The sequence below is a fragment of the Cylindrospermopsis curvispora GIHE-G1 genome (assembly GCF_014489415.1).
GTDB lineage: Bacteria > Cyanobacteriota > Cyanobacteriia > Cyanobacteriales > Nostocaceae > Raphidiopsis > Raphidiopsis curvispora_A.
This window is the reverse complement of sequence record NZ_CP060822.1, coordinates 2,951,490-2,974,137: the sequence shown is the minus strand read 5'-3', so window position 1 is coordinate 2,974,137 and position 22,648 is coordinate 2,951,490. Positions and strand designations below refer to the sequence as shown.

General features: G+C 39.7%; 18 protein-coding genes and 1 pseudogene. 5 read left to right on the top strand and 14 right to left on the bottom strand.

Annotated elements, in window-relative coordinates; translation table 11 throughout:
• Positions 1-50 precede the first annotated feature (50 nt).
• The 4 genes from IAR63_RS13225 to IAR63_RS13210 all read right to left on the bottom strand — a co-directional run bounded on the left by IAR63_RS13225 (position 51) and on the right by IAR63_RS13210 (position 3,683).
• A complete protein-coding gene (locus IAR63_RS13225) occupies positions 51-818 on the bottom strand; it encodes a Uma2 family endonuclease (RefSeq protein ID WP_187707466.1) in 768 nt (255 codons plus the stop codon).
• Between the two features lie 173 nt (positions 819-991).
• Entirely contained in the window at positions 992-1,780 is a 789-nt protein-coding gene (locus tag IAR63_RS13220; RefSeq protein ID WP_141302940.1) for a Uma2 family endonuclease, read from the bottom strand.
• 173 nt (positions 1,781-1,953) lie between these two features.
• Complete coding sequence (locus IAR63_RS13215; RefSeq protein ID WP_187707465.1) at positions 1,954-2,721, bottom strand: Uma2 family endonuclease; 768 nt, start codon at positions 2,719-2,721, stop codon at positions 1,954-1,956.
• A gap of 173 nt (positions 2,722-2,894) precedes the next feature.
• Positions 2,895-3,683 (bottom strand): Uma2 family endonuclease, encoded by a 789-nt coding sequence (locus tag IAR63_RS13210; protein WP_141302940.1) that lies wholly within the window; start codon positions 3,681-3,683, stop codon positions 2,895-2,897.
• 507 nt (positions 3,684-4,190) lie between these two features.
• Between IAR63_RS13210 and IAR63_RS13205 the strand changes: the two genes are divergently transcribed.
• Positions 4,191-4,445 (top strand): pentapeptide repeat-containing protein, encoded by a 255-nt coding sequence (locus IAR63_RS13205; protein ID WP_187705586.1) that lies wholly within the window; start codon positions 4,191-4,193, stop codon positions 4,443-4,445.
• Positions 4,446-4,510: 65 nt separating this feature from the next.
• On the opposite strand, the gene IAR63_RS13200 is transcribed toward IAR63_RS13205, so the two are convergent.
• The 4 genes from IAR63_RS13200 to IAR63_RS13185 form a co-directional block, all read right to left on the bottom strand.
• Entirely contained in the window at positions 4,511-5,575 is a 1,065-nt protein-coding gene (locus tag IAR63_RS13200) for an acyltransferase family protein (RefSeq protein WP_187705585.1), read from the bottom strand.
• A gap of 92 nt (positions 5,576-5,667) precedes the next feature.
• A complete protein-coding gene (locus IAR63_RS13195) occupies positions 5,668-7,149 on the bottom strand; it encodes an MFS transporter (protein ID WP_235678266.1) in 1,482 nt (493 codons plus the stop codon).
• Positions 7,150-7,181: 32 nt separating this feature from the next.
• Entirely contained in the window at positions 7,182-8,513 is a 1,332-nt protein-coding gene (locus tag IAR63_RS13190; RefSeq protein WP_187705584.1) for a citrate/2-methylcitrate synthase, read from the bottom strand.
• A gap of 42 nt (positions 8,514-8,555) precedes the next feature.
• A complete protein-coding gene (locus tag IAR63_RS13185; protein ID WP_187705583.1) occupies positions 8,556-9,440 on the bottom strand; it encodes a cupin-like domain-containing protein in 885 nt (294 codons plus the stop codon).
• Positions 9,441-9,597: 157 nt separating this feature from the next.
• On the opposite strand from IAR63_RS13185, the pseudogene IAR63_RS13180 reads away from it, so the two are divergent.
• From IAR63_RS13180 to IAR63_RS13170, 3 genes and pseudogenes are all read left to right on the top strand, one after another.
• A pseudogene (locus IAR63_RS13180) lies at positions 9,598-10,615 on the top strand (IS4 family transposase).
• Positions 10,616-10,961: 346 nt separating this feature from the next.
• Positions 10,962-12,050 carry a DarT ssDNA thymidine ADP-ribosyltransferase family protein gene (locus IAR63_RS13175; protein ID WP_187705582.1) on the top strand — a complete coding sequence of 363 codons (1,089 nt, stop codon included), beginning with the start codon at positions 10,962-10,964 and terminating at the stop codon, positions 12,048-12,050.
• A gap of 34 nt (positions 12,051-12,084) precedes the next feature.
• A complete protein-coding gene (locus tag IAR63_RS13170; protein WP_187705581.1) occupies positions 12,085-12,795 on the top strand; it encodes a DarT1-associated NADAR antitoxin family protein in 711 nt (236 codons plus the stop codon).
• A 186-nt stretch (positions 12,796-12,981) separates the two neighbouring features.
• Here IAR63_RS13170 and IAR63_RS13165 read toward each other — a convergent pair whose 3' ends face one another.
• On the bottom strand, positions 12,982-13,089 hold the full coding sequence (locus tag IAR63_RS13165; RefSeq protein ID WP_235678265.1) for a DUF29 domain-containing protein: 108 nt from the start codon (positions 13,087-13,089) through the stop codon (positions 12,982-12,984).
• 111 nt (positions 13,090-13,200) lie between these two features.
• Here IAR63_RS13165 and IAR63_RS13160 point away from each other — a divergent pair, with 111 nt between their 5' ends.
• Positions 13,201-13,461: a hypothetical protein gene (locus tag IAR63_RS13160; protein WP_115538496.1), complete on the top strand. Its 261-nt coding sequence runs from the start codon at positions 13,201-13,203 to the stop codon at positions 13,459-13,461.
• Positions 13,462-13,585: 124 nt separating this feature from the next.
• Here the strand turns inward: IAR63_RS13160 and brxL are convergent, their stop codons facing one another.
• The 5 genes from brxL to IAR63_RS13135 are packed head-to-tail and all read right to left on the bottom strand — an operon-like array spanning position 13,586 to position 22,647.
• A complete protein-coding gene (gene brxL / locus IAR63_RS13155; protein ID WP_096547722.1) occupies positions 13,586-15,607 on the bottom strand; it encodes a BREX system Lon protease-like protein BrxL in 2,022 nt (673 codons plus the stop codon).
• Between the two features lie 15 nt (positions 15,608-15,622).
• Positions 15,623-18,145 (bottom strand): BREX-1 system phosphatase PglZ type A, encoded by a 2,523-nt coding sequence (gene pglZ / locus IAR63_RS13150; RefSeq protein WP_187705580.1) that lies wholly within the window; start codon positions 18,143-18,145, stop codon positions 15,623-15,625.
• Positions 18,138-18,584, bottom strand: a complete 447-nt coding sequence (locus tag IAR63_RS13145) for a DUF1016 N-terminal domain-containing protein (protein ID WP_187705579.1) — start codon at positions 18,582-18,584, stop codon at positions 18,138-18,140. Before IAR63_RS13145 ends, pglZ begins: the two co-directional genes overlap by 8 nt.
• Positions 18,584-22,126, bottom strand: coding sequence for a BREX-1 system adenine-specific DNA-methyltransferase PglX (gene pglX, locus IAR63_RS13140; protein WP_187705578.1), 3,543 nt, complete (start codon positions 22,124-22,126; stop codon positions 18,584-18,586). Before pglX ends, IAR63_RS13145 begins: the two co-directional genes overlap by 1 nt.
• A 5-nt stretch (positions 22,127-22,131) precedes the next feature.
• A complete protein-coding gene (locus IAR63_RS13135; protein WP_218140785.1) occupies positions 22,132-22,647 on the bottom strand; it encodes a hypothetical protein in 516 nt (171 codons plus the stop codon).
• Between the last annotated feature and the right edge of the window lies 1 nt (position 22,648).

Here is a 22,648-nt window from a genome sequence, read left to right as displayed (position 1 = left end):
GGTTTTTAAAAACCTTTCTCCCGGGGGGACATTGTAGTATAGGTAATAGTTTATTCCAGTGTACTAATATCAATACCCTTAGCTTTTAATTGTGATAGTAAATTTTGATACTTTAGTTGTTCCTGCTCTTTAAGCAGTCTTTCCCGTTCTGCAAGTTGATTTGCTTGTTCTCGAAGAAGTCTTTCTTGTTCTGCATAATTGCTCAACTCTACAGAACTAAGAAACCTACCACCATCTGGATAGTAGATGACTAATTCATCCCCAGTCATATCAAACCGTACATTCAATCTTGGACTAGTCCAAACACTAAAATCCTTAATCTCTTTGAATGAATTATTTTCCCTAATAGATACTTCTAGACTAATTCTATCTGGATCATATACATAATACTCCTCTACTCCATGTTTCAGATAAAAAAGCTTTTTTTTGTCCATTTCATCTTGAGTATTACCGGGAGATAAAATTTCAAAAACTACCTGGGGAGGAATATTATCCTCCTCCCACTGTCGATAAGACCCCCGGTGTCCCTTGGGTCTCCCAAACACCACCATGGTATCGGGAGCTAGTTTAATTTTGTTATTACCCTCTACTGGATACCAAAATAAGTCCCCAGCCACAAACACATCTGGATTAGACTTAAATAGTATTTCCAGATTCTCTTTGATTTTCACAATCCATGTGAATTGTTTAGTGTTATCCGCCATCGGTTGACCATCACTTTCTGGGTAGACAATTTCAGGCGCGATTGTCTCCCCAAGCTGATTTTTATTGGATTTTACTACCCCCAGTTGAGTTTTTGGTGGAACTTGCCTCACCATATCTATACCTCCCATTCACTTTGGTACTGACTCAATCGGTTTAATTTACTATAACATGGCTTCTGTAGGGATGTGTTCCATACCCTCACTTAAAATTAATTGGGTTGACTTTAGCAGGAGGAGGGTTTTTAAAAACCTTTCTCCCGGGGGGACATTTTAGTGTAGGTAATAGTTTATTCCAGTGTACTAATATCAATACCCTTAGCTTTTAATTGTGATAGTAAATTTTGATACTTTAGTTGTTCCTGCTCTTTAAGAAATCTTTCCCGTTCTTTAAGCAGTCTTTCCCGTTCTGCACGTTGATTTGCTTGTTCTCGAAGAAGTCTTTCTTGTTCTGCATAATTACTCAACTCTACAGAACTAAGAAACCTACCACCATCTGGATAATAGATGACTAATTCATCCCCAGTCATATCAAACCGTACATTCAATCTTGGACTAGTCCAAACACTAAAATCCTTAATTTCTTTAAATGAATTATTTTCCCTAATAGATACTTTTAGACTAATTCTATCTGGATCATATACATAATACTCCTCTACCCCATGTTTCAGATAAAACAGCTTTTTTTTGTCCATTTCATCTTGAGTATTACCGGGAGATAAAATTTCAAACACCACCTGGGGAGGAATATTATCCTCCTCCCACTGTCGATAAGACCCTCGGTGCGCCTTGGGTCTCCCAAACACCACCATGGTATCGGGAGCTAGTTTAATTTTGTTATTACCCTCTACTGGATACCAAAATAAGTCCCCAGCCACAAACACATCTGGATTAGACTTAAATAGTATTTCCAGATTCTCTTTGATTTTCACAATCCATGTGAATTGTTTAGTGTTATCCGCCATCGGTTGACCATCACTTTCTGGGTAGACAATTTCAGGCGCGATTGTCTCCCCAAGCTGATTTTTATTGGATTTTATCACCCCCAGTTGAGTTTTTGGTGGAACTTGCCTCACCATATCTATACCTCCCATTCACTTTGGTACTGACTCAATCGGTTTAATTTACTATAACATGGCTTCTGTAGGGATGTGTTCCATACCCTCACTTAAAATTAATTGGGTTGACTTTAGCAGGAGGAGGGTTTTTAAAAACCTTTCTCCCGGGGGGACATTTTAGTGTAGGTAATAGTTTATTCCAGTGTACTAATATCAATACCCTTAGCTTTTAATTGTGATAGTAAATTTTGATACTTTAGTTGTTCCTGCTCTTTCAGAAATCTTTCTTGTTCTTTAAGCAGTCTTTCCCGTTCTGCACGTTGATTTGCCTGTTCTGCATAATTGCTCAACTCTACAGGACTAAGAAACCTACCACCATCTGGATAATAGATGACTAATTCATCCCCAGTCATATCAAACCGTACATTCAATCTTGGACTAGTCCAAACACTAAAATCCTTAATCTCTTTAAATGAATTGTTTTCCCTAATAGATACTTTTAGACTAATTCTATCTGGATCATATACATAATACTCCTCTACCCCATGTTTCAGATAGAAAAGCTTTTTTTTGTCCATTTCATCTTGAGTATTACCGGGAGATAAAATTTCAAAAACTACCTGGGGAGGAATATTATCCTCCTCCCACTGTCGATAAGACCCTCGGTGCGCCTTGGGTCTCCCAAACACCACCATGGTGTCAGGAGCCAGTTTAATTTTGTTATTACCCTCTACTGGATACCAAAATAAGTCCCCAGCCACAAACACATCTGGATTAGACTTAAATAGTATTTCCAGATTCTCTTTGATTTTCACAATCCATGTGAATTGTTTAGTGTTATCCGCCATCGGTTGACCATCACTTTCTGGGTAGACAATTTCAGGCGCGATTGTCTCCCCAAGCTGATTTTTATTGGATTTTATCACCCCCAGTTGAGTTTTTGGTGGAATTTGCCTCACCATATCTATACCTCCCATTCACTTTGGTACTGACTCAATCGGTTTAATTTACTATAACATGGCTTCTTTAGGGATGTATTGCATACCCTCACTTAAAATTAATTGGGTTGACTTTAGCAAGAGGAGGGTTTTTAAAAACCTTTCTCCCGGGGGGACATTTTGGTGTAGGTAATAGTTTATTCCAGTGTACTAATATCAATACCCTTAGCTTTTAATTGTGATAGTAAATTTTGATACTTTAGTTGTTCCTGCTCTTTAAGAAATCTTTCCCGTTCTTTAAGCAGTCTTTCCCGTTCTGCACGTTGATTTGCTTGTTCTCGAAGAAGTCTTTCTTGTTCTGCATAATTACTCAACTCTACAGAACTAAGAAACCTACCACCATCTGGATAATAGATGACTAATTCATCCCCAGTCATATCAAACCGTACATTCAATCTTGGACTAGTCCAAACACTAAAATCCTTAATCTCTTTAAATGAATTATTTTCCCTAATAGATACTTTTAGACTAATTCTATCTGGATCATATACATAATACTCCTCTACCCCATGTTTCAGATAAAACAGCTTTTTTTTGTCCATTTCATCTTGAGTATTACCGGGAGATAAAATTTCAAACACCACCTGGGGAGGAATATTATCCTCCTCCCACTGTCGATAAGACCCTCGGTGCGCCTTGGGTCTCCCAAACACCACCATGGTGTCAGGAGCCAGTTTAATTTTGTTATTACCCTCTACTGGATACCAAAATAAGTCCCCAGCCACAAACACATCTGGATTAGACTTAAATAGTATTTCCAGATTCTCTTTGATTTTGACAATCCATGTGAATTGTTTAGTGTTATCCGCCATCGGTTGACCATCACTTTCTGGGTAGACAATTTCAGGCGCGATTGTCTCCCCAAGCTGATTTTTATTGGATTTTATCACCCCCAGTTGAGTTTTTGGTGGAACTTGCCTCACCATATCTATACCTCCCATTCACTTTGGTACTGACTCAATCGGTTTAATTTACTATAACATGGCTTCTGTAGGGATGTATTGCATACCTTCACTTAAAATTAATTGGGTTGACTTTAGCAGGAGGAAGGTTTTTAAAAACCTTTCTCGCGGGGGGACATTTTGGTGCACGTAATAGTTTGCGACACCCCCTACATTATCATACATTTAGCCTACTTATTTGGTGATTCTTATAACCACTCCCTTTTCTTTCAGCTTAGATATTGAATTATCTCTATCTAACTAACTGGAGTTTAGATTGAAGAGAGGAGCGATCGCCCATTGGGAGTGCAATGTAATCGCCCGTAGCAAGATCTCACTACTAACTTATGAATGGAACTTGAGTAAAGATAAAACTTGTTGACGTTAAATATCTTACTCATTACCCTGCCCTTATTTCTATTAGTTGCTCTTTTATGGATAAGAACAGTCATGTATAATTTACCTCGATAATTTGGTTACGGATTTAAGACAATGAAAAAATTTCTCACATTAGCGCTGACATTGACTTTGTTTCTTGTTTCCTCTTTTAGCCTTGGCACTAGTCCTAGTTATGCTTATAGCCAGTCTGACCTAGACAGACTTTTAGCAATTCGTCAGTGTCCACAATGTGACCTCTCTTATGTTGACCTCTTTTATGCTGACCTCAAAGATACTGACCTCAGAGGTGCTAACCTCTCTCGTGCTAACCTCCCTGGTGCTGACCTAAAAGGTGCTAACCTCAAATGAATGGGGTGAAAAAATGTTAGATAAGTTCCGCTATCTTCAAGCTTGTATGTGTCAACAAATCAGGATTATAAATACTTCTCAAGAAATTTAATTTTTTTCGTGAAGTTTGTCAAGGATATTGTGATAATAGCAATCAAAGCAAATATCATCAAAAAAATAATTGAATCTGGTAATGGAGAAAATTCTAAATTTTGGGGATAAACCCAAACAGCTATATCTATTAAAATATGATGAATACAATAGATACCTAGAGAACAATTAGAAATTAATTGTATGAAGACAGGTGGTGGATATGACAAATAATTAATAGCCAAATAACTAACGATATAGGCAGAAATAATTAGAGATAGTCTCGAGTAAATTGGCAAAAGTAGTCGATGTTCCCAGAAGTCATAACCTTGTAGATATCTCCACTCGATTACTACTGTACAACATAGGATTAGCAAGATGACACACCACGCTGCTACAGACATTTTATTTAATGAATTAGTTTCATTATCTAGCTGCATATATAAGAGGTAAGAAGAAAATATGTAGGGGATAAAATTTAAAGGATTCCAATGTTGAGTCATATCGATATTTAATAAAGCCAGGGGGAAAATTCTAATAAATGGCAATAAAAACACAATTAGACTGCTAATTAATAAAAATGAAACCACAAGATATTTATTTTTCAACAAACCTATTTTCATTAATAATCCTGAGATGGCAGTTAATAATATCAGGTCGGATAAAAAATATATTAATGTATGTCCCCCAGAAGCAATGAAGGTGTTAATAGATAGAAAATTTAATGAGGGTAATTCTCCATGTTCGATAACTAATTTGATAAAAATTGGATATATAAGAAACCATAGAACATAAATTTTTGTTATATCAATTATCCTTTTTTTGAAATATTTTTCTTTGAGATTAAGGTTCAAATAAAAAAGAAATAAAGAAATCTGTAAAAATACAGGAACTGCGAGAAAGCCAAAATTATAAATGAATGAATTTATCAGGACTTCTTCGATTGGCGTGAAATGGAAATGATTTGAAAATTCATGTTGAACATGCAAGAGAACAACTATTAAAGAGCAGATAACTCGCAAATAGTCAAATCCATATAATTTTCGGGAAATTGTTGACATAAGGTTCTATATTTTAGCTCGATATTTAACTGAAATGCTAAGTAAAAATGCTGAAATATCTGACTCAGTGGGGAATGATAAAGAATAATCAATTAACTTCTCTGTTTCCTTCCTTCTAGCCACCACAACACAACTGCCATAATTGTTGCAGCTATGAGAATTGGCGCAATCAAGCGAAAACTCATCTGCACGGCAAACACTAATGCTTCAACAGGTGCATCTGTAACATCAATAGGAGATTTAGCTTGGGTGTGAGTATAAGTCAAAATAGAAAATAGAATACCTATCAGCGATAAACCTGTGATCTGTCCTAATGTGCGTGACAAAAACAACAACCCCGAAGCAATACCCAATCGCTCTGGGGATATGCCTCCCATCACAGCACTTTGGTTGGAGGGTTGGAATATTCCTACTCCCAACGCCAGAGGTGTAACTCGCAAAATATACCCCCACACGGTTAGTTCAGCCTCAAAGGTACTGATAGCTAAACACCCGAATACCAATAACACCAGTCCGATGATGCTGACAATTCGCTCTCCAATGCGATCAGATAAATAGCCTGCAACCGGAGTCATCATTATAGATGCAACTGGTAGCACCGCTAGCATTAGCCCTACCTGCTGTTCGGGATAATGTTTGACTAACTCTAGAAAAAAAGGTAAAATGAAGAGAACACCTATTGTAAATCCATAAGCGATCGCACTCAGTAATAAGCCGAGGCTGAGTTCTAAAGAACGAAACATCTCTAAATTGAGCATCGGTTTGGCAATCTGGGATTGCGATACTAAAAAGCTCCCCAAGCCCAGGACTGCAACAGTCAGAAAAACGATTGTCTTTGTATCACCAAATTCTTGGCTCTGTAATTTTGTGATTCCAAGTACAAAGCAAGTCAAGGTGACTACCATCAACAGCGTTCCTAGACTATCAAAGCTTTGTTTGGCTTCACTTTTGCTAGAATCAGGGACAAAGAAGAGGACAAGTAAGCTAGCAATTATACAAAACGGCAGATTTACCAAAAAAATTAACCGCCAGCTCCCAAAACCAATCAGCAATCCTCCCAGTGTTGGTCCTAATGCAGTTCCCAGCCAAGCAATACCTGTGGAAATCCCCAGCGCCAGTCCCCGTTGCTCTTTGGGAAAGACTTCTGTAATAATCGCTGGTGCAAGCGCACAGATAAAGGCTGCACTGAATCCCTGAATTACTCGAAACCCAATTAAATATTCTACTGTTGGAGCCAATCCACACAGCAGTGAACTGAAGGTAAAAAGAATTAGTCCACCGAAGTACAACCATTTCTTACCCCACATATCCCCCAATTGACCTACACTTAGCACCAAAACTGTGAGCATTAGTAAGTAACTTAAGGGCACCCATTCAATGGTTGCAAAGTTGGTATGGAGTTCTCGCACCAATGTGGGCAAAGATAGGTTGACAATGTGGATATCTAAGGAAAACAGGAACATTCCGATACTAATACCCAGCATTACCCACCATTTTTGCAATGGATCTGATGCAGATTCTAAAAGAGGCTGCGATGATTGTTGTTCAATGCTCCGCATAAAAATAGTTTTCATCTTGAAGAGTGGACTGGTTCAATGGTGTTAAGTTACAAGTCTGCGTTAAATAATGGACTCATATAGGAAACAACTTGACTGTTATTATCAAAAGATAAACCTGTACTTCCTGCAACAAAATTATTAGGAAACACTATTTTCTTGTTGTGGGTAGCCATACAAAAGTGGGCTGTGCAACCAGCAACACGGCTGCAATAAAACATAACTGTCATTAACATATCAGGTATTCCGAGTGTTCTCCACAAAAGACCAGAATAAAAATCAATGTTAGGTTTTACTGTATCAAACTGAGCCATACTATCAACGAGGTGATGCATTTTTCTGGCAATATGCATAAAAGTATCTCCCTGGGAGTCGTTAATCAACTTGTCACATATTTGGGCAAGAATTTTGGCTCTTGGATCGAGTCCTTTGAAATCAATGTGTCCTAACCCAGGGATTCTATTTTTTTGTTCAATGGTTTTATCTATATAAGTTTTCAGACTTTGTTCTAGATCACCATCAAGCCTAGCAATTTCGTCAAACATTAGTAAAACTCTGATGTTTGCTCCACCATGTCTATCGCCACATAAAGCATTGACCATAGATACTAAAGCGTTCCACATACTAGTACCATGAGAAATATTTTGTACCCCTGCAAACGTTGATGGAGCTAGACCAGCATCCGCATGAATAACTAGTAATTTATCCATCAAAGTCTGTTGTTCACTACTAACTTGATTAGCACCATGTATCATTGCTAGTAAGTTGTGGGCATAATCATAATCCTCCCCATCCGCACCAAAGTTTTCGGGAAATTCAAATGATTCTTGCCGACAATGTTGTATAATCATAGCTGCAATAATCGGACTAAGAGCCAGGGCTTTGATGACTGCTTGTAGTTGTTCTGTTTCATTTCTTAAAGGTAAGGGACATTCCGCAGCCAGATAAGATAACCCAGCACTTAAGATGGCAATGGCATTGGTGTCATGAGAAAATGAAGATATGACCTGCCTTAATCCTTTTTGGATTTTTCTATCTAAAATAGAATTTTCGGCTAATTGCTTTTTTAACCATTGTTTTTCTTGTTGGTTTGGTAAAGTGCCTTTATGCAATAAAATTACCGTATCCAAGAAATCGCACTTGTGGGAAACTGTGCTGATAGGAAAGCCCCGGTAGTATAATTCTAAATTCTTGGGATCGACATGAGTAATAGTTACCAATTCAGTGATGGTATGCTTGAGATAGCGGTCGTATGTGAGTAATCCTGTTTCTTTGGCAAGAGTTTCACTAGAGATTATTCCTTGTCCTTCTTGTGTAAAGTTAACAGCAATACTATAAGATGAAGCATCTGGTAAAGTTATAGATAGATACCTGGTTTCCACTTTAGTCCTCTATGAATATAATTCTAGTTAAAAATTTCCTAATCAGTCTTTGAGGAAAAGATTTAGACGACCTGTATGGGGCGATTCTAATAAAAATCCCAGAGTAACCCGCCATTTACTTAAAGATAAAAACCCACGCATTCTAGGACAAGTCTTCCAGAGTTGTCTGACTGAAGAAGCCATTCTATCACCGATAATAGTTATTTCATGCCACCATCCTGCAGGCATGTAAATTGAATCACCTGGACGGAGAATGACTTCATATTGATGCTGAAGTGCTTCCTGTAACTTAGGAAATCTTTTAAAATCAGGAGCAGCAAGGTTAACTTGACTATACCAGCAACCTAATTTTCGACCATGTAGTAAATGACCGATCACCGGATTTGGGTAAAGGTTATAGAGTTGAGAAGGTGGAAAAAGGATGATTTTTTTTACACCAGACAACTGCATCAAGATATTGTCGAATGGATCATAATGCAGTGTTGTGGTGTGACCTAATGGTCCTGTGTACATGCTCAAGTCGCTCATCTCTTCTGTTAACCCTAACTGCTCTCTCATTTTGGTTGAGAATTTTGGGTTCCCCAAGGGAGTGTCTTTCAAGGAACATTTTGCCATGTAAATATCCTGTTCGCGAGCTTCCCCACTACGCAGCATCTGTTCATAGTCGGAGAATCGCATTCTTCGGGTAATAGTTCCACTTCCTACCCCTATCGCTTGTTTGTTCTGTGAGTCATTCCTTTGCTTACCGTAGTCGCGGAAATTAAATTCGTGATCCCCCAGTTTTTCAGCGAGAAATGGGAGGTTCCATTCGCCGTCTTCGTCTAGTAATCCTGTAATAACAACAGGTTTTACTTCTTTGCGATATTGGTCTCTAAATATATCGGGCGTTAGAGATGATAGGTCTACACGGCTAATTGTTTGAATCATATTTTAACGTGAGTTTAACAGTGACAAGGGGGTTGAAGATGAGATGTGGCAATAATTTGAGAAAATAAGGGGGTAAAAAAATATGGGCAAGGGATCCCCAAAACAACAAAATGTTACCACAATCATATCACAAAATTTTCCGAATATTAATTTGATAATGACCATAAATTCATTCCCCAAGATTGTCAAGGACATCCTCAGACCGTTACCAAAAAATGATTATCCAGTTTTGAACAGCCGTCTTTATGTTGAGTGTTGGTTGGCTTATGCCTTGGATAATAGTTTAACAAGTATGCGGGACTTATTTACAAGATTAAACCATACAGGTATTGATGTAAGAATTTCGACATTTTCCAAAGCTAACAAACACAGGAATCAAGAGATATTCCAAAATATTTATCATCAATTGAATAAATTGGTACAAAAAAAAGCTTATAAAAAGCTACATGATAAATACGCAATTTGTCCAATCGATTCAACAATAATTACTTTAACAAGTAAGTTGTTATGGGTTTTAGGTTATCATCAAGTAAAATTGTTTAGCTCCCTGAATCTTTCTACGGGAAGTCCAGAAGATAATTTGATAAATTTTGGACCATGATTACAAATTTGGCTCATCAATGATGTCTAATTTACCTCAAGATGCAGTTGGGGTAATGGATAGAGGTTTTGCAGGACTAAATTTTATACGGGAGTTAGTACAAAAAGACAAATACTTTGTGGTACGAATTAAGAATAATTGTAAACTAGAATTTAAAGTAGAAACTGGATTAGTAAAAATTGGTTCGGCGAGTGATGCTTCTGCTTACAGGGTAGTTAACTTTTGTGATTTAGAAACGAAAACAGAATTTCGCTTAGTCACGAATTTACCTGCAGATGGAGAAGCAGCAGTTACAGATGATGAAATCAGAGATATTTATCGTTTACGGTGGGGAGTTGAACTGTTATGGAAGTTTTTAAAAATGCACCTAAAATTGGATAAATTAATTACGAAAAACGTTAATGGTATTGGCATACAAATTTATGCCAGTCTCATCGCTTATCTAATTTTAGAACTTGTATCCGTTCCTAATGAATGGGGTGAAAAAATGTTAGATAAGTTCCGCTATCTTCAAGCTTGTATGTGTCAACAAATCAGTTATGTTCATTGGATGGAAAATATGATGAGATGTTGACATTTTCACCTTTGATAAGAGTACTATATCTAACTATCTTGAGAGCGATCGCCCAGTGATACTGTAATGTTGACAGCTGACCCTACCAGGAGGAGGGTTTTTAAAAACCTTTCTCCCGGGGGGACATTTTAGTGCACGTAATAATTTACCCCCCTACATTATCATAGATTTAGCCTACTTAAATGAAATGTATTGATCATAAATTTATGTTAATTTTTGTGTATTAACTAATGAATTGCTGCAGAAATATTTACTTATCGTGGTTCAATTTAAGTATCCATATTATAATCGGAATAAATCGAAGACATCTGGTTAAAATTTAAGACGAATTTACGGAATTAATTTTATGACAATAGAGTTTGGTACTGTCAAATACTACAACAGTGATAAAGGATTTGGATTTATAGGTCGTACTTTTTCAAATGTTGATGGAAAAATTTTCTTTCATATTACAAAAATTAGGACAATAGATCCTGAGTTAGCTCAATTTTTAGACAACGGTAAAGGTTATAAAACTGTTACTTTATGGTATGAAATTGAACTAACTGAAAAGGGTGAGCAAGTTAGTAGGTTTTGGTTAAGTGGAAGAGATATTTCAGAAAACTACATACATGAGTTAAGTTGTAGAGTGGAAGAAATTTGGAAAGATATAAATTCTTCAAAACCTAGTTGGCTTGAGTGTGTAACTAAGGAGGTTTTTGGAGATGAAAAATTGGGACAGTTACGGATTCAACGGGAACAAGAAGAAGAACGTAAAAAATTACATCAACAAAATGAACAGCGCAGAAATGAAATTAGGAATATATGCAATAGAATTGGAATCGAAAGTCTAGTTCATTTTACTCGTCTTGAAAATTTAGAAAACATTCTAGAGTTTGGTCTTATTGGAAGATCGCAACTCGACGAAATGGGTTTTAACTTTATATATAATGATGACCGCCGGATAGATTTTCAAAGAGAAGCAATTTGTTTAAGTATTAGTTTTCCTAATTATAGAATGTTTTTCAAATATAGACAAAAATCTAGTGATAGTAAATGGGTCGTTTTACTTTTAAATCGTTCAGTATTATGGGAATTGAACTGTAAATTTTATAGGGAAAATGCAGCATCAAACAATGCAAGAGTTGCCGATTTAATGGGAAGCAGATCTGAAACTTCAGCATTGATCGAAATGTTTGAAGATTATGAAGGGATTGAACGGAATAGTTTAAACATTCTAAATAACTTTACAACTAACCCTCAAGCGGAAGTTCTTGTTTTTGATAAAATTGATCCATGCTTCATTGACAAAGTTTGTTTTAATAGTGTACAAGATATGAAACAATGGGATAATTTAGATACTAGTAATTATCCACAAAGATTTTCTGTCAATCTGTATTATTTTAAACCTAGAAATGATTATAAAATTTGGCAAGCTAAGAAGACTGATGTATGATAAATTTAAGACAATTCAAACAAGAAGGTTGAACATGGCTAAGCGTCCTATTTTTATTCCTAGTCCTGAAACTTTTCCTTTTGTAGAAGAAAAGTTGATAGAATTTGAGTGGCACCCTGGCTTTGCAAAAGTACAATATCAAAGGTCAATCACTTCACTTCACGATGCGGCAGCTAAGTGTAACATATATCCAGTTTTGGAAATATCTTCAAAGTCTTTAAAGTCTTTAGGTATTAACTTGAGTGCGTTTAACCTGAAGTTTTCAAAGGATCAGTATACTCTTTCAGTTGAGTGCGCATATCAGGGAAGTAAATTTTTCACCAAGGGTGGTCCTTTTTTAGACCTCTATCATGTTTCCAGTAGAGAAGCAAAAAAAGATGAAAGAATACATAATTCTGGTGACTTTGTAGGATATAAATTTTTTGAAGAGGACTTTCCTTCAAAGCCAGTAACAGCATTCTATGATTGGTTGTATTTGAAAGCATTACATCAAAACAAATCACTTGCAAATGAATTATTGCATTATGAAGGTTTCTCTGATATCGCTTTTAATCCAAAAAAATCCCTGAATTGTCAAGCAAGAGCAGCTGCACTATTTGTAGCATTATACCGTAAAAATGAGATTCAAAATGTCATTGAAGATAAATCTTATTACCTTAATTTAATAGGATCCAAAAAGGTGAACAAAATGAAAAGCTTGGTTGAGACAACGGGAACTCAGCAATCTTTAATCTTTACAACTTGAATTATCTCTATCTAACTAACTGGAGTCTAGATTGAAGAGAGGAGCGATCGCCTGTATGGAGTGCTTCGCGATCGCCTGTGGTTTTTATATACTCCTAAATAAGACCATAGATATTTTTAAAAACCAACTCTCACCCACTTAGCACAAACAGGAACAATAAGCGATCGCATTTATTGCATTTATCGATTATATAATTTGAGAGTGCGATCGCACATCCTTAAAACGCCCGTTAGGAATTAGATCAGCCATCTTTTCTGACCAGAGAGCAAAATCTTGTTCATACAAAGTTGTCATAGTTTTAAAATGCTGGTTTTACTATTTTAACAAGCGATCGCCCAGTGATAAGTAGGGAGGCACAATTTTCCAGTTAGGTTATTATTAAGTAAAAAGTAAAGGAATAAATCTATGAATACTCGTGAAGTTGTGGTTAATAAGTTACAACAATTACCAGATCCTCTGATATCAAGAGTGGATGAGTTTATTAATTTCTTAATTGCACAAAAGCAAAATCAAGTAGTTAATGTTCAATCTTCAGAATCTTTAACAGATAGGTGGAAGCGGTGGTTTGAAAAGGTTGATCAATTACCTATACTAAATCATGAACCGCAGAATGAGTATCAACAACGTTTGCTCCAAAAATATCGTCAGCAGAGTTTAGATTTATGATTCTGTGTGATGCGGGAGTTTTGCTTTGTTTAGTAGATTACACACAACCGCAACATCAAATTTATAAAAATCTGGTGATGCGTGTCAGTAAACCTATGGTTACAACTCACCTACTTACATCAGATTAATCGACAGGGTCACAACGGAGAAATGTGACCTCAAAAGCTTTACACCCCCGGAACTCCTGCAATCGGTTTGGAATCGAGAACACATCTTTTAGGTCGTAGTGCTGAAATATGTCTAATCCCCTGTCTAATAATATCTTCCAGCCTGTATCTGTCACTATGTGTCGAGCGTGAATGGTAGAAGTACCATCAAATTCCCACTTGAAATCAATCCCAGCAATACTACAGGAATCTTGTATCTTCACTAAATACTCAACCTGTTGCTCCCCTTTTAATTCATCTAGGGTTGTAATTAAATTAATCTTTACTTCGTCTCTGTTGGGCTTTAACTTGATTACGGTTTCTATCAAGTCCATTAAGTTGCAGGCCTGGTGAAAAACTCGGATGTAGGGATCGGTAATGGTAATCTCCTTTGCACCCTCTAAATAGGGACCTAACAGGGTGTCAAATGAAACCCCTCGCTGATTCTCTTTAAAGGTCAGGTGCGCTTCCTGTGGAAAAACTTCTCTCTCCTCTTCCCATAATGATGGTCTCTCTTTCTCTTCGGTCAGGATCTGGTGGTAGAAGCTGGCATACTCTTCTTCTTCCAGGGTGGTGACAGTTTTACAGGTGCCCTTTCTATTTTCGTAGGCAAAGTTAACTTTCCTATAGGTAGAATCTATGCGCAATAGCTGATCTTTAACCCGCTTGCGCCCCTCTATGGCAATTTGTAACATTTCCTCTACCTCGGACTCTGTCCCACTACCCTGGGGAAAAAGGAGTTTCATTAAACCGGAAAAGGTCTTTTGAATACCATCGCGATCGCGGGTGGAAATATCAGGAGAAAGGGAAAAGTAAGTATGATAGTAATCTGAGTAATCAAGGTTACGCATGGCTCGGAGAATTTCCGCTAGGTAGTCTACGACAAAACCATAGCCATTGCAGAACATTTCCCCCCGGATGATGTCCACTTCCCATCCGGGAATGTAAAAATGAATGCGATCCAGGAAGGCGGAATCGTGGAATTTGTCGGGAAGTTCTTCAAAAAGATCGGAGTGCTTGAGCATATAGGGGACTGTATGCTTGGTGTTACCTACAAATACCATGGAGGCTTCGGCTCCAAGGGTTTCTATACCTCGTGAAAAGGATTTGTTGGCCATGTAGTTCTTCATGATGTCTACAAGAGATTTATTCACACTCTTTTGCTTACCAGCAAACTCATCAAAGGCCACCACATCCCAATAACCAACTAAACCAATCCTACCAGTGGAATTATTGACAAACAATTTGGCTACGGTTACTTCGCCACCGGAGATGAGGATGCCATGGGGGGAGAATTCGGAAAAAATGTGGGATTTGCCAGTCCCCTTGGGTCCAAGCTCAATTAGGTTATAGTTGCGCTCACAAAATGGAATCAGACGGATGAGCTGAAGTAGCTTGCTTCGCCTACCAAACATCTCGGGGTTAAAACCAATACTCTGGACTAGTAAGTCAATCCATTCTTCCGTGGTGAATGCTTGGCGGGCCTGCACGTAAGTATCAAAATCAAAGTAAGATAGTTGAATGGGTTTTAGGGAGGCCAGAATCCAGGGACTAGAATTCTTATCTTCGCTAAATTCGTATTCCAGGTCTGCAATGCACCACACTCCACTCACTAGGAGTTTGGGGTGGCTCTTGACTGTGCTAGAATCAACTAACACCTTCTTAATGCCCAGATTGCCAAACTCGGCTTCATACACATCCGCCTTTTCGTTCAACTCGACGCTGATCTTATCTATGACCTTATAACGTCCCTTTTCCCTAATATTAGAGCGAATCAGCCCTGCTTCGTTGCGATGGACATAATGTTTCCGCAATATTTCCTTAACTGTTTCAATCCCTGTGTTAATAGTGGCTTCGTCATTGGTGGCACAATACTGACCGAGAAGGTATTCGAGTACATAGGAAGGAACGATGGCGTTACCTTTGACCGTCTTAACCAGGTCTTTTCGCACCACAAGTCCAGGAAAATGGGCATTTATCTTTTGATCCAGGTTGTTCAAAGCAGTTCCTCCCACTTAAAAATCAAAGTCACTGGTGAACGAGCGGCGCATGGTATAAGAAAGGTGTTTATACTTCTTATGTTGAGATGTGCCGGGTAGTTTTTCGTTAAGGCGCAAGTAGACCTCTTGTCCATTGGCTTCATCCGCTTTGCGTGTTAGGGTGAAGGTGACGGAAATTTCCCTATCTCTGGGATTTTCTGATTCTAGGTCAAAGGTGAGGTCATGGGAGTCGGAGATCAGTTCCTCTGTCTGAGTATAGATTCCAGCTTGCAGAAACCGGGGGTGTACTTTTTCTGTAACTGCTTGTGTCTGGTATATAACTACAGTCAGTTGGGTGGCTGTGATAATAGAACTAGCTCCCCGGAGAATTTCCACTTCCACCATAGTGATATCACTGGTTCGCTTCTTGTGGATCTTCACAATAGGAATCACCACTTCTTGCAGGGAGGCGCCACCATGGACGTAACGACTTCCCGAACCTTTAAGACGGAGACGGTTGATTGATTTGGGGATCTGCACTTCTAGTTCCCCTTGTAGACCAAGCTGATTGGAAGTAAATTTACGTAGGCTGGGGGTCTCTTTTAGTCCCTTACCCAGGACGAAGCGGCGGTTTTTAAACAGGATCTGTTCCCCCTGAGGTTCATCACTGGCAAAATCACTCTCTTCGATCGCCCGGTTCTGGTAGATAAATCCGTGGTCTGCTGTTACCAATATATTACTAGCATTTGCACTGGTTAGTTTCTTAATCAGCTTGATGAGTTCATCTAGGGTTTCTTCAACCGCATCAAAAACTCGGGACTCTGATTCTCGTTTATCACCTATGGCATCAATGTGGTTATGATACACATAGACCAAATCATGGTCACGGAAGAGTGTGCGACGATCGTCTGAGCTTAGTTCTCTTAGATCTTCTGCGGTTATGGCGGTGGCACGTTTGTAATGTCCGCGTTTGATTTGTTTTTTACGATTTTCGGTTCCCATGGAACTTTGAGAATCTACTAAAACCGAACCATCATTAGCTATGGCGAGAGTGCTATGGGGGAGCAAGGCAGCCATACCAAGCTGGGTATAGCTTGGGAGCATGGCCATGGCTGATTCTAGGGTGGCTTCGTAACGATCTTCTTGGCGGATTAAGCTGATCAGTTCATCACCAATTTCAAAGCGCAAAGCGTCGGAGATAATCACAAATATTTTCTTATCTGTGTTGAGAAAGGGCAGTACCCAGTGGTGAAAAAATTTATTTTGGAGATAGATATATGGTGCAGACCAACTCGTAGTCTGATCAACCCATGATTGCCAGTGATCATTCAGCTTTAAGAGGTAATTGTTAGCGTAAAGGTTTTCTATCAAATCAACTAATCCTCCCATAAATGAACAGTCTGGGACTCGGCCTAGATGGTAGATAGTTTTGCGGTAAAGCTGGTCGATGCGAAACCATGATTTAGCGTATTTTTCCACCCCTTCAGCTAGGGATTCTATGGTAAAGCATGCCCTATCTAACTCCTGTATAAACTTAGCTGCGGCCCCAACACATTCGTAGTAGTGTTGAAACTCTTCATACCAATGGCTTTGCTTGCGCCGCCATATCCACTGAGCAACATCACTACCAAGTAAAGTTCTCTGCTCCACACCGCGCACCAGTTCGCTCAATATTCTTTGGTCAATTAGGCGGAAGTAGTCCACATCGAGCAGTTCCCCAATCTCTCTTTCTCCTAGGTCATGTTCAATGCCAAGGTCTTTAGCACACCAGCTGGATAAAGTCTCGAAGGAATGTTGACATTTAATGCTATCCTTCCATCGTTTGAGAAATACCACAGCGTCGGAGGAGAGGTTTTGAGTTCCTTTGGGGATGGAGGCAAAGTTTTCAAAATAGCAGTAGCTGAAGAGTTGGAGAGCAAAATCCTTCATACTTGGTTTGGCACAGCTGTAACCATAGCAGTTCTTCATCTGCTCCCAAAAATACTGCTCTAGCTCGCACCGTACCATCAGGCGATATTTATCCCCAATTTGACCTTTCTCATACTGGGCACAGTCACTAGAAAGCTCCCCTAAAAGTTGTTCCAGAATCGCTTCCAATCGTGAGTCCGACCCACAGCCGGTGCAGACAGCTAACATCTTTAATTGGATTTGAGTGATAGTATCGTGGGATGTAATCAATCGTTTAAGCAACTCCCTCCGCTCAGAGGATTGGAAAAAGGCAATGTGACCTTGCACCAAATGGGTAAACTCCCTACTTAGTTCCAGTTCGGCGAGCCATAGAGAAGTCTGGTCAGCACGAAACTCTGTGTGGGCCAGTTGAACATCCAGCAACCAGTTTTCTAGGTCAGGAGGTTGAGGTGTTTCTTGATAGAGTAGGAACTTACTTTTCGGTTCCTGGTGCAGGATACGGTACTTAACGGCGAACTGGTTATTGGTGAGTTCTATTTTCTCTACACCACCCAAAAATTCCCGGACAAGTTCCGGTTTGGCATCATACCAGAACACAATGCGGTGTTTTTCAAAGAGTTTGGTGAGGGACTGGTTAATTCGGTTAATCATAAATGCCCTCCAGCAGGTTAGAAATCGCTTCTGAGGAAGGTAATTGACCTTTTAGTTCCTTTATTCGGGGGATAATGGCTTTTTCTAGTTCCCATGCAATTTCTCCAACCAGTGGTTGGAGTTTTTCATCCCCACTAAACTCCAGGTAATATTGGCGCATATACCAGAGATTTTGTACGGAAAACCCTCTGATACCGGGGAATTTTTCCTGGAGATCAGCAGATAGCCTTTCTACCACGGATTTCCCCCATCCACTATCTTTTTGTCGCTCCACGATCATTTTGCCCATGTCCCAATATAATCCTACCAGCTCAGTATTTACGGCTTTGAGGGCTGCATACTGGGCTGTGCGAACTCGTTCTTTGACCTCTAGTAGGAGTTGGGAATACTCGACTGGAGATAGAGTTGATTGGATATCTTTCTTAGATTTCTCAGCCATTAGTCCTCCTCCTTTGTCTCCAATCCCGGGATTTTCTTTAAAGCTAACCCAAATTTTGGGTAATTTGCCTTGACACCGTCATCCAGGTCAATGTGGATTTGCTCTATGGCCAGGGGATAGAGGATCTCTCGTTCGTAGTCATCGAGCTCTTCGATTATGGTAGCAAGTTTGTTGATTTCTTTGACTGCTTTGGTTTTCTCTGACTGGGAGGCATCAGCACTTACTTCAACTCGTTTGAGGTGATTTTGACGGGCTTCTAGTTTGGCTCGGAATTCCCGCAGGTAATCGTTTAGCACTATACTGACTGTATCTGGGCGATAGCGGTGTAGGTAGATGAGGGCGTTGAAGTTGCTTTTGGGGGAGGAGAAAAGCCAGTAGATGGGGCGTTTTTTGTAGCGTTTGATGTGGTCGTTGTAGAAGTCTTTGAGGAAGTATTTGCGGATATCTTTGCCTAGGGCTTTTTCGATGAATTTTAGGTTTTCTTCGTAGTGTTCTTCACCAAAGGTAAGGCGCAGGAATTGGCGGAAGCGATCGCTCATATCGTCGGTGAACCATTGGCCATCGAGAATGGGGATAACGTTGTTTTTTGTGGGGGTAAAGGTGGGATTGGGGATTTGTTGGAGGTAGTCTGGGAGGGTTTCTCCTTGGTTGGCGAGGATGAGTCCTGGTTGGTCGAGGGAGTAGCGTCCAAACATGCACCCTACTGCGTAGGAGATGTATTCTTTGATGGTGTCCGCGAGGAGAAGGGTTTCTAGTTCGGTTTGGGGTTTGGTGTGGTCGTAGCGGTAGTGGGGGTTACAGGTGAGGGTGATTTCGTTCAGGGGAACTTCGGGGGTGAGTTCGTCTTGGAGTCCGTACGCCAAGATAAATATGCGGTTATTTTCTTCTTCTAGGCGTTGCATTTCTAGGGTTGTTTGCTGCCATTGATCGCGGAGTTTTTGGTAGGTGGTTTGGAGGGTGGTTTGGCGGTAGCTGGGGTCGAGGAGGGGGAGTTTGGTGAAGTTCCAGGAGGTTTCATAGGAGTCCCAGTCTAATTTTGCTCTACTAATCAACTCTCTCGGGAGATTGTCAAATTTAGTTCTATCCAACTCCAATATGGGCAATATAGCTATTTGACCTGCTTCAAAGTTTAGAGTTGGCGAAATACTTGCTAATAACCTTCTGACCATTATGGTATTGGAGTATCCCAGTAAAAACATTAGATCTGTATGTTTTTCGGAGAAGATACAGCATCCAGCGACATCGAAAAGATATCCATTAGGATAAAATCGCATGGCTAAATTACCGCTGGATATCTTAGACCAACTTATACACGATTTAAAATATTGAGATATACTTTTTATTGTCCGCGTCGGGCTTCCATATAGAGAGGTAGCATAACTTAGCAGTTCTTGCCCATTATTTTCCCAGTTAACAAAAAACTCCGAATTGCCATACCATTTTCTGAAATCACCACCTTTGTTGTATGGAAACCACTTCTTGGGTAATTGTGATGCATCATTGCAGCTATTTGCATCTAAGCAGGACTTATTAATGCTAACTTCTGACCAAAACCTCAAGAATCGGTTGTTATCACTCGTTGCCATACCTTGGCGAGTATCGCCGATTTCTTTAAGAACCGTTCCGGAATAAAAAACTTGGCGCATCTGTTCACTCACCCAATATGCTACCGGACTCCCCGGAATCTTCTTAAAATCAGCAGCAGAAGCACGGAAAAACCAACCGCAATTGGGATTTTTAATGGCTTCACGATTGCGAGAGTTTTTGGGAGGAAATTCTAATGGCTTATTTTCATCTCCTATGTCTTCGTACTCCACATAACAGAACGCACCTTTTGAAGACGGTGTTCCCCCAACTTTCCAGATTGTTGCTGCTGTTCCAAAGGCAATACCCATCACCATGTTTCCCATGTGAACCATACATTCTACCGAGGTTTCTTCCATTAGGTGCTGTCGTAATTTTTCATAAGACGAGAGAAACATCCAACTCTGCATAGTAACCATTGCACTGTAACCTAGTCTTGGCAGTAGCTGTAGTCCTCGCTCAATAAACACAGCAAATAAATCCCCCTTGCTGTCAGGATAATTATCTTTAACCCACGCCCCCAACCTGCTATTCATCCCCTTCCCACCCATATAGGGGGGATTAGCCACCACTACATGATACTTAGAACTCAAATAATCTGCCTGCTTTAACACTTGCAAAACCTTCTGATGGGTCTGGTAAAAAAGCAGTTGCCCAGAAACATTCTTCCCTTTCAACATGGCCACTATCCCTCCCACATCTGTCGCTGTGGGACGAATGAGAGAGCCAAAATTATCAGCCTCTTCAAACTCATGTAGGGTGCTTTGCACCTTATATGTAAACAGATCCCGCCCTATAAAATCCATGTACCTCTTTAGCTCATCCTTCTCAAATATCACCTTTTGCAATACGCAAATATTCGGTTGGAAAGGCTTACGCAAGAACCGCCGATATTTCTCCCGGGCCTTCATCACCAATGCAAACGCTGCCAACTCCCCTGCTCGTTCATCAATTTCCACACCATAAAGGTTATGGGTGAGAATCTTACCAGGAATCTCAGATGGTTCATAACCTTCCTCTTCATAAATGGCATACAGCAGCTCAAAGGCATATACCAATATATGTCCGCTACCGCAGGCCGGATCACATATCTTAATCTCCTCCGGATTTTCAATGGGGAGAAAATCAGATTCAGGTACTTCTGGTTTGATATAATATTCCATGCGCTCCACCAATGGAGAATGGGGACGATTCAGCATCCACAACCGACCCAAGGAATTTTCCACCAAATATCTAACAATCCAGTGGGGGGTAAAAAGCTGGGTCGCTGCGGGAATATTCTCTGGCGTAATCTTCTTATTCTTTTTTAATCCCTCAAATACCTCATCCTTCTTCTCTGAGATATAATACTGATACAACCACCCAATCACCTCCACATCCTGACCAACATCAGGAGTCATGGCCTCGCGGGTATAGGCGAGAATTGATTTTCCTGATAGTAAATCATCGGGTAACAACAGCTCAGTGTAATCTTGAATGCGCTGAAAAAGAAAAGGCATAGCTCCATGCCAGTAGTTACAAGCAGCTACCAGTAGGAGGCGATAGGCTTCCGTTTGTGGGTCTCGGCTGGTAGAAGTTCCGTTTAGTAAGGTCAAGACATGATTTCTAGTTTTAGCTATGGGCATCATATCCTCATCAATATGCCCCATCTTAGCTTCAGCCAAAACCTCTGGTTGGAACTGTCCCTCTAAAGGGGATATAATGGCGGTGGTGGTATAGCCATTTAAATCCATAAACCGCAGGGCACAGAATCGGTTAAACCAGATATAAGCCACCTGCTCAATGACCTGTTGTTTTCCCTGTTCTTTAATTTGCTGTTCTAGCTTATTTACTGCTTCTGCGCTTTCGCGACGAGCTACACTGTCTTCAGCTATTATATGATTTAATTTACTAGAAACCTGTTCAATTAGGCTGCGACGGGCAAATTGGGCAAATCTTTTGAGTCTAGTTGTATCCATATATGTTAATTTTCTCTCCTTTCAGTGCTTTGATTTAGGCGTGTGACGGGCCACCCGGGGAAAGTTTCGTTCCATGTCTCCAAATTGAACACTTGACAATTTTCTACTAATTGTCGTCTCCATCGCGGCACAGTCTTACCCATAGGAGGGATCACCTTTCTTATTTCATCTGAAAAATTATCCAGTAATACTGCATCATCCAATGTTATAATATTGAGGTAGTCCACTGGTTTGTGAATCTTTTCTTCCGCCCAGCGATACAAGAATGAATCAACAAATTTGTTTGCAAAAGTCCTGCTGAGACTCCCATTTTTCAATTCTTCCCAAAACTTTTCCAACCCCTTTACCTGTGCTTTTGGGTTGCCAGGATCTTTAATCTCGACAAACACGATGCGCGTTTCAAACTCAACCACGAAATCAACACGGTACATTTCGGCTACACCATGATAGTCTGGGAGTGTTTTATCCTTCATTTGATCAAAAATTAGTGCCTCTATTGCATCAGTAAAGTCAATTTCCAAA